At 75.7% G+C, this 14,860-nt stretch carries 9 protein-coding genes; 1 reads left to right on the top strand and 8 read right to left on the bottom strand.

What is annotated here, in order from left to right; genetic code table 11:
* Positions 1–74: 74 nt before the first annotated feature.
* The 8 genes from ACFCLZ_RS04345 to ACFCLZ_RS04380 form a co-directional block, all read right to left on the bottom strand.
* Complete coding sequence (locus tag ACFCLZ_RS04345; RefSeq protein ID WP_380283308.1) at positions 75–695, bottom strand: TetR/AcrR family transcriptional regulator; 621 nt, start codon at positions 693–695, stop codon at positions 75–77.
* A 112-nt stretch (positions 696–807) separates the two neighbouring features.
* Positions 808–2,400: an AMP-binding protein gene (locus ACFCLZ_RS04350; protein WP_380283309.1), complete on the bottom strand. Its 1,593-nt coding sequence runs from the start codon at positions 2,398–2,400 to the stop codon at positions 808–810.
* A gap of 277 nt (positions 2,401–2,677) precedes the next feature.
* A complete protein-coding gene (locus ACFCLZ_RS04355; protein WP_380283310.1) occupies positions 2,678–3,850 on the bottom strand; it encodes an acyl-CoA dehydrogenase family protein in 1,173 nt (390 codons plus the stop codon).
* A gap of 13 nt (positions 3,851–3,863) precedes the next feature.
* Positions 3,864–5,867, bottom strand: a complete 2,004-nt coding sequence (locus tag ACFCLZ_RS04360; protein ID WP_380283311.1) for a biotin carboxylase N-terminal domain-containing protein — start codon at positions 5,865–5,867, stop codon at positions 3,864–3,866.
* A gap of 10 nt (positions 5,868–5,877) precedes the next feature.
* Positions 5,878–7,476 carry an acyl-CoA carboxylase subunit beta gene (locus tag ACFCLZ_RS04365; RefSeq protein ID WP_380283312.1) on the bottom strand — a complete coding sequence of 533 codons (1,599 nt, stop codon included), beginning with the start codon at positions 7,474–7,476 and terminating at the stop codon, positions 5,878–5,880.
* Positions 7,473–9,137, bottom strand: coding sequence for an acyclic terpene utilization AtuA family protein (locus tag ACFCLZ_RS04370; protein ID WP_380286074.1), 1,665 nt, complete (start codon positions 9,135–9,137; stop codon positions 7,473–7,475). Before ACFCLZ_RS04370 ends, ACFCLZ_RS04365 begins: the two co-directional genes overlap by 4 nt.
* A 531-nt stretch (positions 9,138–9,668) precedes the next feature.
* Entirely contained in the window at positions 9,669–11,444 is a 1,776-nt protein-coding gene (locus ACFCLZ_RS04375; RefSeq protein ID WP_380283313.1) for an ABC transporter ATP-binding protein, read from the bottom strand.
* Positions 11,441–13,195 (bottom strand): ABC transporter ATP-binding protein, encoded by a 1,755-nt coding sequence (locus tag ACFCLZ_RS04380; protein WP_380283314.1) that lies wholly within the window; start codon positions 13,193–13,195, stop codon positions 11,441–11,443. Before ACFCLZ_RS04380 ends, ACFCLZ_RS04375 begins: the two co-directional genes overlap by 4 nt.
* A 232-nt stretch (positions 13,196–13,427) precedes the next feature.
* Between ACFCLZ_RS04380 and ACFCLZ_RS04385 the strand changes: the two genes are divergently transcribed.
* The gene (locus tag ACFCLZ_RS04385) at positions 13,428–14,747 is read left to right on the top strand and encodes an NAD(P)/FAD-dependent oxidoreductase (RefSeq protein WP_380283315.1); all 1,320 of its coding nucleotides are present in this window, start codon (positions 13,428–13,430) and stop codon (positions 14,745–14,747) included.
* Positions 14,748–14,860: the final 113 nt, after the last annotated feature.

Raw genomic sequence — 14,860 nt, forward strand, 5'->3', positions numbered from 1 at the left:
TCTCCAGACTGCACGGACATCGGCCGCCCGGCGACCCCTTGGTGAGGGGCACCGGTCGTCCAGGTGTACGGGCGTCATGGGCGTACCGGCCGCAGCGTACTCTCCAGAAGGCTCGCCCACTGCCGGATCACCCCGGATCGTCGGGTGCTGTCGTCGGTGAGCAGGTTGGCGAGGCCGAGTCCGCGGGCCATGTCGAGGGTGGCCTGCACGGTTTCGCGCACGCCGGGCCGGGTCTCGTCGGCACCGAGGAACTCGACGGCGGCGCGGTGGGCCTCGCGGCCGACGTGGCCCTCCAGGCCGATGATCCGCTCGCGCAGCGGTTCCTCGGTGGCGGCGGCGACCCACAGGTGGAGGGCGGCGCGGAACAGCGGGCCGGTGTAGAGGCGGACGATCATGTCCACGACGGCCTCGGTGCGGGCCGGGCCGGCGTCCGGCAGCGCGTCCGCGTGGGCGCGGACGGCGGCGAGCCGCTCGGCGGTGACGTGTTCGACGGCCGCGGTGAAGAGGTCCTCGCGGGTCGGGAAGTGGTGCTGGGCGGCGCCCCGGGAGACGCTGGCCCGCTCGGCCACGACCGCGACCGTGGAACCGTTCCAGCCGAGCTCGGCGAGGCAGTCGACCGCCGCCGCGAGCAGCCGGGCCCGGGTCGCGCGGCTGCGGTCCTGCCGGGGGGTGCGGGCGGCCGGTTGCGTGGTCATCTGCGGCGGCGGTTCCTGTCCGTGCGGGGCTGGCGGCTGGTCGATCCTCGCAGACGGTCGTGGGAGGTGCGGCCGGTGGGACGGCCGCACCGGTGGACGCCGCCCGGCCGCTTCAGCGGGCGGCGGCGGCCTCGCGCTCGCGCAGCTCGCGGCGGAGGATCTTGCCGGCCGCGGACTTCGGGACGGCGTCCAGGAACTCCACCGCCCGCACCTTCTTGTAGGGCGCGACCTGGCCGGCCACGAAGGCGGCGACCTCCTGCTCGGTGAGCGCGCTGCCGGGGGCGCGGACCACGAAGGCCTTGGGGCACTCGGTGCCCTCGGCGTCGCGCACGCCGATCACGGCGGCGTCGGCGATCTGCGGGTGGCTGAGCAGCAGCGCCTCCAGTTCGGCGGGGGCGACCTGGTAGCCCTTGTACTTGATCAGCTCCTTGACCCGGTCGACGATGTGCAGGTAGCCGCGCTCGTCGACGAAGCCGATGTCGCCGGTGTGCAGCCAGCCGTCGTCGTCGACGATGGCGGCGGTGTCGGAGGGGCGGCCGAAGTAGCCCTTCATCACCTGCGGGCCGCGGATCAGCAGCTCGCCGCGCTCCCCGGTGCCGAGGTCGGCGCCGGTGCCGTCGAGGGCGGTGACCCGCAGCTCGGTGGAGGGCACCATCCGGCCGACCGAGCCCGGGGAGGGGTCCGGGTCGGTCGGGTCCATCACATGGCTGACCGGGGAGAGCTCGGTCATGCCGTAGCCCTGGAGGATGTGCGACAGGCCGAGGCGGCGGGCGCAGATCTCGGCGAGCTCGCCGTCCAGCGGGGCGGCGGCACACAGCAGGTACTCCACCGAGGAGAGGTCGTACTGCTCGACCACCGGGTGTTTGGCGAGGGCGAGGACGATCGGCGGGGCGGCGAGCACGGACTGCACCCGCTGGTCCTGGACGGTGCGGCAGAACTGCTCCAGGTCGAAGCGGGGCAGCACGACCACGGTGGCGCCGCAGCGCAGCGGCTGGTGGAGGAGGGCGGCGAGGCCGTAGATGTGGAAGAAGGGGAGGACGGCGAGGACGCGCTCGCCGGGCTTGGGGCGGAAGACGGCGTCGGTCTGCGCGAGGTTGGTGGCGATCGAGCGGTGGGTGAGCATCACGCCCTTGGGCAGTCCGGTGGTGCCGCTGGAGTAGGGCAGCACGGCGACGGCCTCGGCCGGGTCGAGCGCGAGCTCGGGCGCGGGACCGGTGGCGGCGAGCAGGTCGGCGAGCGAGAGGTGGCCCTCGGCGCCGTCCAGGACGAGGATCCCGGCGAGCGGGCGGCCGTCGGCGGCGAGTTTCTCGGCGGCGGCGCGGGCGGTGGGCAGGAACGGCGAGACGGTCATCAGCCAGCGGGCGGCGCTGTCCGTGAGCTGGCCGGCGAGTTCGCCGTGGGTGGTGAGCGAGGAGACGGGGGTGACGGTGGCGCCGGCCCGGGTGGCGCCGAAGAAGGCCATCGGGTAGCGGATGCTGTTGGGGCTGAACAGCGCCACCACGTCGCCCTGGCGGACTCCCGCCGCGGCGAGGCCGGCGGCCACCCGTCCCACGGCATGGGCGAGTTGTGCGTAGGTGACGGTCTCGCCGGTGATCCCGTCGATGAGGGCGGGCCGGTCGCCGTGGCGCTCGGCCTCGCCGAGGACGGCGTCGTGCAGGGCGAGGTCGACGATGCCGACGTCCGGGAACTCGCTGTGGAACACCAAGGCGTGCCTCCTGTGCGGTTGTTGGCGCGGGGCGGGACGGCCGGCTGGAGGTCGTGGCGACCGGCCGTGCGGCGTGCGGACAGGAGCATACGGACAGTGGGCGCCCGGTGCGCCCCAGTGACGGACGTTTGGCGGAGCGCGCGGGGCGCAGGGGTGGCGCAGTGCGGCGAATTCCGAGGTGGGGGCGGGTCGGTGGGGTCCTCGGCCCGGACGCCCGGTCAGATGTCAGAACGATGATGCGACGATCCGTTCGAGGCCGTGGCCACCCGCTGCCGGCTCAGTAGGACTTCGGCAGGCCGAGCGAGTGCTGGGCCACGTAGTTGAGGACCATCTCGCGGCTGACCGGCGCCACCCGGCCGACCCGGGTGGCGGCGAGCAGCGCGGCGAGCCCGTACTCCTGGGTGAGGCCGTTGCCGCCCAGGGTCTGCACGGCCTGGTCGACGGTCCGGGCGGCGGCCTCGCCGGCCGCGTACTTGGCCATGTTGGCGGCCTCGCCGGCGGCGGCGTCCTCGCCCGCGTCGTACAGCAGGGCGGCCTTCTGGGTCATCAGCCGGGCCAGTTCGACCTCCACCGCGCACCGGGCCAGCGGGTGCGCGAGGCCCTGGTGGGCGCCGATCGGGGTGGACCAGACGGTGCGGGTGCGCGCGTAGTCGACGGCCTTGCCGAGCGCCTGGCGGGCGAGGCCCAGGGAGAACGCGGCGGTCATGATCCGCTCGGGATTGAGGCCGGCGAAGAGTTGCAGCAACCCGGCACTCTCGTCGCCGACCAGCGCGTCGGCGGGCAGCCGGACGTCGTCCAGGAAGACCTGGAACTGCCGTTCGGGGGCGACGAGTTCCATCGGGATCGGGCGGTACTCGAAGCCGGGCGTGTCGCGCGGTACGACGAACAGCGCGGGCTTCAGCCTCCCGGTGCGGGCGTCCTCGGTGCGGGCGACGAACAGCACGGCGTCGCAGTGGTCGATGCCGGAGACGAACACCTTGCGGCCGGTCAGCAGCCAGTCCTCGCCGTCGCGGCGGGCGACGGTGGAGATCCGGTGGGAGTTGGAGCCGGCGTCCGGCTCGGTGATGCCGAAGGCCATCCGGCGGCTGCCGTCGGCGAATCCGGGCAGCCAGTGGCGCCTCTGCTCCTCGGTGCCGTAGCGGGCGATGACGGTGCCGCAGATCGCCGGGGAGACGATCAGCAGCAGCAGCGGGCAGCCGGCGGTGCCGAGTTCCTCCAGCACGATCGCGAGGTCGGTGATCCCGCCGCCGCCCCCGCCGTACTCGGCGGGGAGGTTGACGCCGAGGTAGCCGGCCTTGCCGGCCTCGGCCCAGAGTTCGTCGGCGGGCTCGTGGGCGCGGGCCCGGGCGAGGTAGTAGGCGGAGCCGTAGCGGGCGCCGAGGCCGGCGACGGCGGCGCGCAGGGCGCGGCGTTCGGGGGTTTCGAGGAGCTGGCTGCCGATGGCGGACATGCGCGGTCCTTCCTCAGACCTCTTCGGGGGACTGTGCCGGGGACTGTGCGGCGGACTGTTCCGAGGACTGTGCGGAGGACTTCACGACGGCGAGCAGGGTGCCGGTCTCGACCTGCCGGCCCGGGGTGGCGCGGAGTTCGACCAGGATCCCGTCGGCGGGAGCGGCGATCCGGTGCTCCATCTTCATCGCCTCCAGCACGAGCAGCGTCCGGCCGGCGGTGACGGTGTCGCCGACGGCCGCGGTGATGCGCACGACGGTGCCGGGCATCGGGGCGAGCAGTGCGCCGGGGTCGGTGCGCACCAGGGCGTCGGGAAAGCGCGGCAGGGCGGTGAGCGCGGTGGCGCCGGCCGGGGTGTCGACGTGCACCCGGTCCCCGTAGCGGGCGACCCGGTAGGCGCGCCGCAGCCCGCCCTCGCGCAGCACGACCAGGTCGGGGGCGGCCTCGACCAGCTCGACGTCCGGGTGGTCCTCGGCGCGAAGGCCCGCGCGGGTGAGCCGGTAGCGGACCTCGTGCTCGGTCCCGTCCTGCGTCCGGTAGCGCTTGAGCTGCGGCTGGGAGGGCAGGTTGCGCCAGCCGGAGGGCAGCGCGGTGCGGCGGGCGGCGGCGTCGGCCAGGGCGGCGGCCAGGGCGGCGGCCAGGGCGGCGCGGCCCGCTCCGCGCAGGTCCGGGGCGGTCGGGCCCGGGGCGGTCAGGGCGGCGGCGTGCTCGGCGAGGAAGCCGGTGTGCAGCTGCCCGGCCAGGAAGGCCGGGTGGCGCAGGGCGCGGACCAGCAGCTCCCGGTTGGTGGCGGGCCCGTGGATCCGGGCGCGGGCGAGCGCGTCCGCCAGCCGCCGGGCGGCGGCCGCCCGGGTCGGCGCCCAGGCGATCACCTTGGCGAGCATCGCGTCGTAGTGCGGGGTGATCTCGGCGCCGTCCCCGACGCCGGAGTCCAGGCGCACCCCCCGGCCGGTGAACTCCTCGTGCGGGACGGTGAGTTCCAGGCGGTGCAGGGTGCCGGTGGCGGGCCGCCAGCCGTGCGCCGGGTCCTCGGCGTAGAGCCGGGCCTCGATCGCGTGGCCGGTGACCGGCGGGGCGGCGGGCCCCGGCAGCGCCCGGCCCTCGGCGACGGCGAGCTGGAGGGCGACCAGGTCGAGGCCGGTGACCGCCTCGGTGACCGGGTGTTCGACCTGCAGCCGGGTGTTCATCTCCAGGAACCAGCAGCGGCCGTCCGGTCCGAGCAGGAACTCGGCCGTCCCGGCGCCGGTGTAGCCGACCGCCCCGGCGGCGCTCACCGCGGCCTCGTGCAGGGCGGCGCGCACGGCCGGGTCGAGCCCGGGCGCGGGGGCCTCCTCGACGACCTTCTGGTGGCGCCGCTGGAGCGAGCAGTCCCGGTCGCCGACCGCCCAGACCGTACCGTGCCCGTCCGCGAGCAGCTGGACCTCGACGTGCCGTCCGGCGGGCAGGTAGCGCTCGCAGAACACCTCGTCGGAGCCGAAGGCCTTGGCGGCCTCGGCGCGGGCGGCGGCGAGTTCGGCCGGCAGGTCGGCGAGGGCGCGCACCACGCGCATGCCGCGCCCGCCCCCGCCGGCCGCCGCCTTGACCAGCAGCGGCAGGTCCGCCTCGGTGGGGGCGTCCAGCGCGTCGAGGACGGGCACCCCGGCGGCGGCCATCAGGCGTTTGGCGGCGGTCTTGGAGCCCATCGCCTCGATCGCCGCCGGCTCCGGGCCGACCCAGAGCAGCCCGGCCGCCCGCACCGCGCGGGCGAAGGCGGCGTCCTCGGAGAGGAACCCGTAGCCCGGGTGGACGGCGTCTGCGCCGGCGGCGAGCGCCGCCTCGACGATCAGCTCGCCGCGCAGATAGGTGTCGGCGGGCGCGGCGCCGGGCAGCCGGACGGCGGCGTCGGCCTCGCGGACGTGCGGGGCGTCGGCGTCCGGGTCCGCGTACACGGCGGTGGTGGCGATGCCGAGGTCGCGGCAGGTGCGGAAGATCCGGCGGGCGATCTCGCCCCGGTTGGCGACCAGCAGGTTGGTGATCACGTGGTTCCCCCTACATCCGGAAGACGCCGTAGCCGGTGGCGCCCTCGACCGGCGCGTTGTGGACCGCGGAGAGGCAGAGCCCGAGCACGGTGCGGGTGTCGCGCGGGTCGATCACCCCGTCGTCGTAGAGCCGCCCGGAGAGGAAGGCCGGCAGCGACTCGGCCTCGATCTGCTGCTCCACCACGGCCCGCACCGCCGCGTCCGCCTCCTCGTCGTACGGGCGCCCCTTGGCGGCGGCGGACTGCCGGGCGACGATCGACAGCACCCCGGCGAGCTGCTGCGGGCCCATCACCGCGGACTTGGCGCTCGGCCAGGCGAACAGGAACCGCGGCTCGTAGGCCCGCCCGCACATGCCGTAGTGGCCCGCGCCGTAGGAGGCGCCCATCAGCACGGACAGGTGCGGGACGGTGGAGTTGGCGACGGCGTTGATCATCATCGCGCCGTGCTTGATGATGCCGCCCTGCTCGTAGTCCCGGCCGACCATGTAGCCGGTGGTGTTGTGCAGGAACAGCAGCGGGACCGAGCGCTGGTTGGCGAGCTGGATGAACTGCGCGGCCTTCTGCGACTCCTGGCTGAACAGCACGCCCTGCGCGTTGGCCAGGATGCCGACCGGGTAGCCGTGCAGCCGGGCCCAGCCGGTGGCGAGGCTGGTGCCGTAGCGCGGCTTGAACTCGTCGAAGTCGGAGCCGTCGACGATCCGGGCGATCACCTCGCGCGGGTCGAAGGGCACCTTGAGGTCGCCGGGGACGATGCCGAGCAGTTCCTCCTCGGCGTACTTCGGCGGCTCGGCGGCGAGATCCGGCCCCGGCCCGGGCTTGCGGTGGTCCAGGCGGGCGACGATCCGGCGGGCCAGGCGCAGCGCGTCCGGCTCGTCGAGCGCGAAGTGGTCGGCCAGGCCGGAGGTCCGGGCGTGCATCTCGGCGCCGCCCAGCGACTCGTCGTCGGCCTCCTCGCCGGTGGCCATCCTCACCAGCGGCGGCCCGCCGAGGAACACCTTGGCCCGCTCGGCGACCATCACGGTGTGGTCGGACATGCCGGGCACGTAGGCGCCGCCGGCCGTGGAGTTGCCGAACACGACGGCGACGGTGGGGATCCCGGCGGCGGACAGCCGGGTGAGGTCGCGGAACAGCGCGCCGCCGGGGATGAAGACCTCCTTCTGGCTGGGCAGGTCGGCGCCGCCGGACTCGACCAGGTTGACCAGCGGGAGGCGGTTGACGCGGGCGATCTCATGGGCGCGCAGGGCCTTGCGCAGGGTCCAGGGGTTGGAGGCCCCGCCGCGCACGGTCGGGTCGTTGGCGGTGATCACGCACTCGACGCCCTCGACGGTGCCGATGCCGGTGACCAGCGCGGCGCCGACCGGGTACTCGCTGCCCCAGGCGGCGAGCGGGGAGAGCTCCAGGAACGGCGAGTCCTCGTCGACCAGCAGCTCGATCCGCTCGCGGGCGAGCAGCTTGCCGCGCCCGCGGTGGCGTTCGACGTAGCCGGGGCCGCCGCCGGCCAGCGCCTTGGCGTGCTCGGCGTCCAGGTCGGCGAGCTTGGCCAGCATCGCCTCCCGGTGGGCGGTGTACTCGGCGCCGCCCGGGTCGAGGCGGGTGGGCAGGACGGTCACAGCAGGGCCTCCGGGATGTCGAGGTGGCGCGAGCGCAGCCACTCCCCCAGCGCCTTCGCCTGCGGGTCGAAGCGGTGCTGGGCGGCGACGCCCTCGCCGAGCAGGCCGGTGATGGTGAAGTTGACCGCGCGGAGGTTCGGCAGGAGGTGCCGGGTGATCGGCAGCTCCGCCACCTCCGGGAGGAGTTCGCGCAGCAGGTCGGTGGTGAGGGTGCGGGCGAGCCAGCGCCGGCCGGGCTCGTCGCGGGCCCAGACGCCGAGGTTGGCGTCGCCGCCCTTGTCGCCGCTGCGGGCGCCGGCCACCAGGCCGAGCGGGGCGCGGCGGGTGGGGCCGGGGACGGGGGCCTCGTCGGCGGCCACCGCTTGCTCCCGCACGTCCGGCTGCTCCCCCACCTCCGGTTCCGGCGCGGTGACGGGTGCGGGCGCGATGCGCACCCGCCGACCGTCCGGCAGCACGGCGGTGTGCTCGACGGCCGCCGCGTCGAGGTACGCGGCCTCGAACACCCCGTACGGCGCGCCCGGCCCGGGCGGCGCGGTGAGGTGGAAGCCCGGATACCCGGCCAGGCCCAACTCCACGGCCACCCGGCCGAGTTCCCGGCCCACCCGGTCGGGGTCGCCGTCCCTGGCGGTGAGCCGCAGCAGCGCGGAGGCGGCCTCCTCGGTGGCGGCGTCGGCGTGGTCGGTGCGGGCCAGGGTCCAGCGCAGCTCTGCGGGTCGGCGCCCGGGCGGTAGCGCGTCCTCGAACTGCCGCCGGACGAGCGCCGCCTTGGCCTCGATGTCGAGCCCGGTGAGCACGAACACCACCTCGTTGCGGTGGCCGCCGAGCCGGTTCAGCCCGGCCTTGAGGGTGGCCGGCGGCGCCTCGCCGCGCACCCCGTCGATCCGCACCCGGTCCGGCCCGGCCCCGGTGAGCCGGACGGTGTCCAGGCGGGCCGTCACGTCCGGCCCGAGGTAGCGCGGTCCGCCGGTCTCGTAGAGGAGTTGGGCGGTCACGGTGCCGACGGTCACGGCGCCGCCGGTCCCCGGGTGCTTGGTGATGACACTGGAGCCGTCCGGGTGCAGCTCGGCCAGCGGGAAGCCCGGCCGGGTGACGTCGTGCTCGCGGAAGAACGCGTAGTTCCCGCCGGTGGCCTGCGCCCCGCACTCCAGCACGTGGCCCGCCACCACGGCGCCCGCGAGCGCGTCCAAGTCCCCCGCGCCCCAGCCGAACCGGGCGATCGCCGGCCCCGCGACCAGTGCCGCGTCGGTGACCCGCCCGGTCACCACCACGTCCGCCCCGGCCCGCAGGCACTCCGCGACGCCGAACGCCCCCAGATAGGCGTTGGCCGCCAACAGCCCCTCGGGCAGCCCGAGTTCCTCCCGGCGCGGCAACAGGTCGTCCCCCTCGACGTGCCCGACCGCCGCGTCCAGCCCCTGGCATTTCGCCAACTCCCGCACGGCGTCCGCCAGCCGGGCCGGGTTGAGGCCGCCCGCGTTGACCACGATCCGCACCCCGCGCTCCAGCGCCAGGCCGAGGCACTCCTCCAACTGCCGCAGGAACGTCCTGGCGTACCCGAGCGAGGGGTCCTTCAGCCGGTCCCGCGCCAGGATGAGCATGGTCAGCTCGGCCAGGTAGTCCCCCGTGAGCACGTCCAGCGGCCCGCCGGTGAGCATCTCCCGCATCGCCGAGAACCGGTCCCCGTAGAACCCCGAGGCGTTCCCGACCCGCAGCACCGGCCCACCGCCCGCCGCCCGCGCCTGCGACCCCACGTGCACGCCTACCCCCAGAGGTGGCCCAACGTTCGCCGACGGTGAGCAGACTGGCACTCTGCGAGAGAAAAAGCAATCACGCTTGCTTGTTTTCCTCCCGCCCCGCCGCCGAGCGGCGCGCCGCCGCGGCCGTCGGCGCCGGTCGGCCGTCGCGGACGGCTTCAGCTGCCGCAGGCGCGCGGCCTGCCGGTTGAGCGCGGTGACGCTGAACTCCGGTAGGCCCGCCGCCCGCAGAGCGGCCGCGATCCGGCCGATGGTGTCCGGGAGGCCCGTGGAGCGGACCTCCCGTTCGTCCGGTGGACCGATCCGGTGCCTTCGCCGCCGCCCTGCAGAACCTGCCGGGCGGGAGCGCCATGACCGGCCGGCGTGGATCTCCGGGCCCGAACCGGTCACCGGCGCGGCCCGGGCGCTCAGGGTCCACGTCGGCGAGGCGTCGCCCCGCGGTCAGGCGCCGTGCCAGGACCTCCAGAGCGCCGCGTAGCCACCGTCGGCCGCCAACAGCTCGGTGTGACTGCCCAGTTCGGTCACCCGGCCGCCGTCCATGACCGCGACCCGGTCGGCGTCGTGGGCGGTGTGCAGGCGGTGGGCGATGGCGATCACGGTGCGGCCCTTGAGCACGGCCGCCAGGGAGCGCTCGGTGTGCCGGGCGGTGGCCGGGTCCAGCAGGGAGGTCGCCTCGTCCAGGATCAGGGTGTGCGGATCGGCCAGCACCACGCGGGCCAGGGCGAGTTGCTGCGCCTGCTGGGCGTCCGGGCGGTAGCCGCCCGCACCGAGCGCGGTGTCCAGCCCGTCCGGCAGCTCGTCCACCCAGTCGACGTCGACGGCAGCCAGCACCGCCTGCAGCTCCTGGTCGGTGGCTTCGGGCGCGGCGATCCGGAGGTTGTCCCGCACGGTGCCGAGGAAGACGTGGTGCTCCTGAGAGACCAGCACGACGTGGCGGCGCAGCTGCGCCGGGTCCAGCTCGGCGACCGGCACCCCGCCCACCGTCACCTGCCCGGTGCGCGGCGTGTCCGCGCCGGCCAGCAGGCGGCCCAGGGTGGACTTCCCGGCACCCGAGGGGCCGACCACCGCCAGCCGCTCGCCCGGGCGGACCGTCAGGTCGACCCCGTGCAGGACGTCCCGCTCCCCCTGGTAGGCGTAGCGGACGCCGACCACGTCGATCCGGTCGTCGGCGGGCCGCCCGCCGCCGGTCACGGCCGGCGCGTCGATCCCGCCGACGCCCTCGACCCGGGCGAAGGACGCGTGGCCGCGCTGGATCTGGTCGATCCAGAGCATGACCTTGTCCAGCGGCTCGGCGAGCTGCCAGAAGTAGAGGGCGCAGGAGACGACCGCGCCGATGCTCACCGCCCCGGTGCCGCGCAGGGCGCTGCCGATCAGCAGGACGACGGCGACCGGGGCGACGTACGAGAAGTCGACCACCGGGAAGAGCACGCTGCGCAGGCGGAGCGTGTGGATGCGGGTGACCCGGCAGCGCTCGATCGCCTCGGCGGCGGCGGCGATCCGGCGCTCCTCCAGGCCCAGCGCCTCGACCGTCCGGGCCCCGGCGGCGGTGGAGCCGAGCACTTCGGCGACCTCCGAGGCGGCGGCGCCCTCGGCGAGGTAGCCGGCGTGGGCTCGGCGCAGGTACCAGCGGGTGGCGAACCAGATCCCGGACAGGCAGAGCAGCCCGCAGACGCCCAGCAGCGGGCTGATCGCGAGCATGGCGGCCAGGATGAAGACCACCTGGACGAGCGCGACGGACACCTCGGGCCCGGCGGCGCGCAGGGTGGTGCCGACGGTGGCGACGTCGGCGGTGCCGCGCGTCATCAGGTCTCCGGCGCCCGCGCGCTCGCCCACCGGGGCGGGCAGGGCGAGCACCCGCTCGACGAAGCCCTCGCGGATCCGGGCCAGGGTCCGTTCGCCGAAGCGGTACGCGGTGTACCGGGCGAAGCGGCCCAGCAGCAGCTGGGCCAGCGCGAAGCCGAGGATGCCCAGGGCGAGCCGGTCGACGTGGCCGGCCCCGGCCCCGCCCCGGACGTCGTCGATGATCCGGCCGAGCAGCCAGGGGCCGCCCAGCCCGGCCGCCGCCGCCAGCCCGTTGAGGAGCAGCATCGCGAGGACCGCGCGGCCCTCCTGGCGCACCAGGCGCACGGCGGCCCGGCGGACCTCGGCGGCCCCGGCGACCGGGAGGGGCCCACCGACGGGGAGGGCCCCGCCGGCCGGCTGCGTCGGAGCGGTCATCGGACGGCCTCCTCGGGGAGCGTGGTTCCGGTGTCGGCGGGTTCGGCCGGTTCGTCCCCGCCGCGGGCCACCAGCGCGCGGTAGCCGGGCTCCGAGGCGAGCAGCGCCCGGTGCGGACCGGCGGCCGCCAGTCGGCCGTCGGCGAGGTAGCAGACGGTGTCGGCCTGTTCCAGCAGGACCGGGGAGGTCGAGGTGAGGGCGGTGGTGCGCCCGGTCCGCGCCCGGCGCAGCCCGGCCGCCATGGCCGCCTCGGTGTGGGCGTCCACGGCGGAGGTGGGCTCGACCAGCAGCAGCACCTCCGGGTCGGCCAGCAGGGCGCGGACCAGGCGCAGCCGCTGGCGCTGCCCGCCGGAGAGGTTGCCGCCCCCGGCCTCGACGGGCGTGTCCAGGCCGGCGGGCAGGGCTCGCACGATGTCCTGCGCGGCGGCGTCCTGGACGGCCCGGGCGATAGCCGCGTCGGTGTGCTCGGAGCGGCCCCCGACCACGGTGCGCAGCGGGCCGGCGAAGAGGTCGGCCTCGTTGTCGGCCACCACGATCCGGCGGCGGACCTCGGCCAGCGCGACGTCCGCGAGCCGAACGCCGCCCCAGGTGGCGGCGGACCCGTCGTACCGGCCGAGGCGGTCGACCACGGCGGCGGACTCGGCCGGGCGGGCGCTGACGATCGCGGTGAGCCGTCCCGGGGCCAGCTCCACGCCGGTGTCGGGGTCGTGCAGGGCCGCGGGGCCGCCGGGGGCCGGGCGGAGGGTCGCGGCGTCCTCGACGGCGGGCCGCAGGTCGAGCAGGCGGACCACCCGCCCGGCGGCCACCAGGCCCCGGGTGAGGTCGTACCCGCTCTCGATGAAGCTGGCGACCGGCACCACCAGGACGGCGACGTAGCCGTAGACGGCGACCAGGGTGCCGATCGTGATGGTGCCCTCGGCGGCCATCCGGGCGGCCAGCCAGGTCACCAGGGCGAGGAAGAGGGCGGGCAGGCCGACCGCGAGCGCCTGGATCCAGCTGGTCACGGCGCCGACCCGGTAACCCTCGGCGCGCAGGCCCCGCGAGCCGTCGCGGTAGCGCCCGGCCAGCAGGTCCTTGCCGCCGATGCCGTTGAGGACGCGCAGGCCGCCGACGATGTCCCCGATCCGGGCCGTCAGCACGCCCTGCTGCTCGCGGTACTGCGACTCCGCGCCCTGGAGCCGCTCCAGCAGCGGCCCGACCACGACGGCGAGCAGTGGCACGCCGAGCAGGACGACGGCCGCGAGCAGGACGGAGACCGGCAGCAGCAGCGCGGCCGCGACGAGGTACGCGACGACGGCGCCGACACCGGGGCCGGTGATCGTCAGCGTCTGGCTGATCTGCGCGACGTCGCCCGTCCCGATGTTGACCACCTCGCCGACCGAGACCCGGCGGGGCAGTTCCGCGCCCAACCGGGTGGCGTGCGCGACCACGACCTTGACCGTCCGGAAGGTGGCGTCCATCCGCACCCGCGTCATGGTGCGGTGGCGCATGATGCCCAGCCAGGCGTTGAGTGCCGCGACGGCGACCAACGCGGCCACCCAGCCGAGCAGGACGCCGGTGTCGCCCGGCTGGAGCCCGTCGTCGATTGCCCGCGCCATGAGGTAGGGCGGCAGCATCAGGCAGACCATCCAGCAGGTGCCCAGCACCGCACCGCCCGTGACCCGCCGGCGCTGACTGACCGTCAGCCACCATAAGTAGCGTGCCGCGCTCCGGTGATCCGGCGCGCCCGGATCCGCGTACGAGTCCATCATGTGGGACACCCTAGGTGCCACCCCGAAAGTCGATCAAGGTTCTGCCGTGATCACGCTACAGGCGCGGTGATATGACGGAACGTCAGATACGGGCGGCGGCGAACCGGCAGGTCCGGCGGCCGATCGGCCGGTCCGATCACGCTAAGATCGTTTCGCAACACGACGCGAAGGGGAGCTTGTGGCGCGGGTTGCGATGATAGGCGCGGGCATCAGCGGGCTGGGGACGGCACTCATGCTCGGCCGGCGGGGCCGCACGGTCACGGTGTTCGAACAGGACACCCGGGAGGCCGGGGACGACCTGCACGACGACTTCTTCCACTGGGAGCGGCCCCGGGTCCCGCAGGCCGTCCAGCCGCACTCGTTCCTCGCTCCCGTGCGCACCGTGCTGCGGGCCGAGGCCCCCGACGTGCACGCGGACCTGCTGGCGCGCGGAGCCCGGGAGTACCACGACTTCGACTGGTTCGGCGAGCATCCGCCGCACCGGGCCGGGGACGAGGAGTTGGTGACCCTGCGCACCCGCCGCATCGTGCTGGAGGCCGCCCTGGCGGCGGCCGTACGGCGGGAGGCCGGCGTCGAGGTGCGGCGGGGCCACCGGGTGCGCGGCCTCGTCGTCGAGGAGGGCCGCCCGCCGCGGGTCACCGGTGTGCGGGTGGACGCCGGCACGCACCCGGCGGACCTCGTCGTCGACGCGGCCGGCCGCCGTTCGCCCGTTCCCGGCTGGTTGGTCGCGGCCGGCTGCCGGCCGCCCGTGGTCGAGAGCCACCGGGCCGGGATCGCCTACCTGTGCCGCTGGTACCGGCTGCGGGCGGACGGTCCGCGCGACCCCGGCCGGGTGCGGCCCGGCTCGGCCGCGCCGTTCGCGCTCGCCGGCGTCTTCCCCTCCGACAACGACACCTTCGCGGTGAACCTGGTGCTCTCCACCGGCGACCCGACCCGCGGCGCGCTCACCGACCCCGCCGTGTTCGAGGCCGCCGCCCGCCGCTTCCCCGCCACCGCCGCCTGGCTCGACCTGGCCCCCGAACCGCAGTCCCCCGTGCTGGCGATGGCCGGCCTGGACAACCGCTGGACCTCCCTCACCGACGACGCCGGTCCCGTGGTCACCGGCCTGGTCAACGCGGGGGACAGCCTCATGCACACCAACCCCACCCTGGGCCACGGCGTGGCCCTCGGCCTGCGCGCCGCCCAGCACCTCGCCGCCCACGCCGACCGGATCGCCGCCGACCCCGCGGGCTACCACGCCTGGACCGCCGAGGCCCTCCGCCCCTGGTACGACGCACAGGTGACGGCCGACCGCGCCAACGAACAGCGCCTCACCGACGACGCGCCCCTCCCGGACCGCCGAGCCGCCGCGCTCGCCGCCTGCGCCTTCGACGACCCCGTCGTCATGCGGGCCCGCGCCAAGGTCCGCCACCTCCTGCAACCGGCCGACGCCGCCTACGGCACCGACGAGGTCGACCACCGCCTCACCGCCTGGCTGGCCGCCCGCCCCGACTTCGCCCCGACCCACGACGGCCCGACCCGCGACCAGTGGGACGCCCTCGTCCCGGCCTGAGCCCCGGCGGGAACCGTCCCCGTCCCCGCCCCGTCCCCGACACCGCTCCACGAGCGGGCCTTGTCCTCGTCGAACGCCTCGCGGGGACTGCGGCGGCCGCAGTCCGCCGAGAC

Source organism: Kitasatospora purpeofusca, from assembly GCF_042691725.1.
Lineage (GTDB): Bacteria > Actinomycetota > Actinomycetes > Streptomycetales > Streptomycetaceae > Kitasatospora > Kitasatospora purpeofusca_B.

Coding starts and splice junctions, on each gene's coding strand:
- ACFCLZ_RS04355 (WP_380283310.1), bottom strand. CDS start 3,850: ATGTCCGCCATCGGCAGCCAGCTCCTCGAAACCCCCGAACGCCGCGCC.
- ACFCLZ_RS04375 (WP_380283313.1), bottom strand. CDS start 11,444: ATGACCGCTCCGACGCAGCCGGCCGGCGGGGCCCTCCCCGTCGGTGGG.
- ACFCLZ_RS04370 (WP_380286074.1), bottom strand. CDS start 9,137: ATGCGGGAGATGCTCACCGGCGGGCCGCTGGACGTGCTCACGGGGGAC.
- ACFCLZ_RS04385 (WP_380283315.1), top strand. CDS start 13,428: ATGCTCGGCCGGCGGGGCCGCACGGTCACGGTGTTCGAACAGGACACC.
- ACFCLZ_RS04380 (WP_380283314.1), bottom strand. CDS start 13,195: ATGATGGACTCGTACGCGGATCCGGGCGCGCCGGATCACCGGAGCGCG.
- ACFCLZ_RS04345 (WP_380283308.1), bottom strand. CDS start 695: ATGACCACGCAACCGGCCGCCCGCACCCCCCGGCAGGACCGCAGCCGC.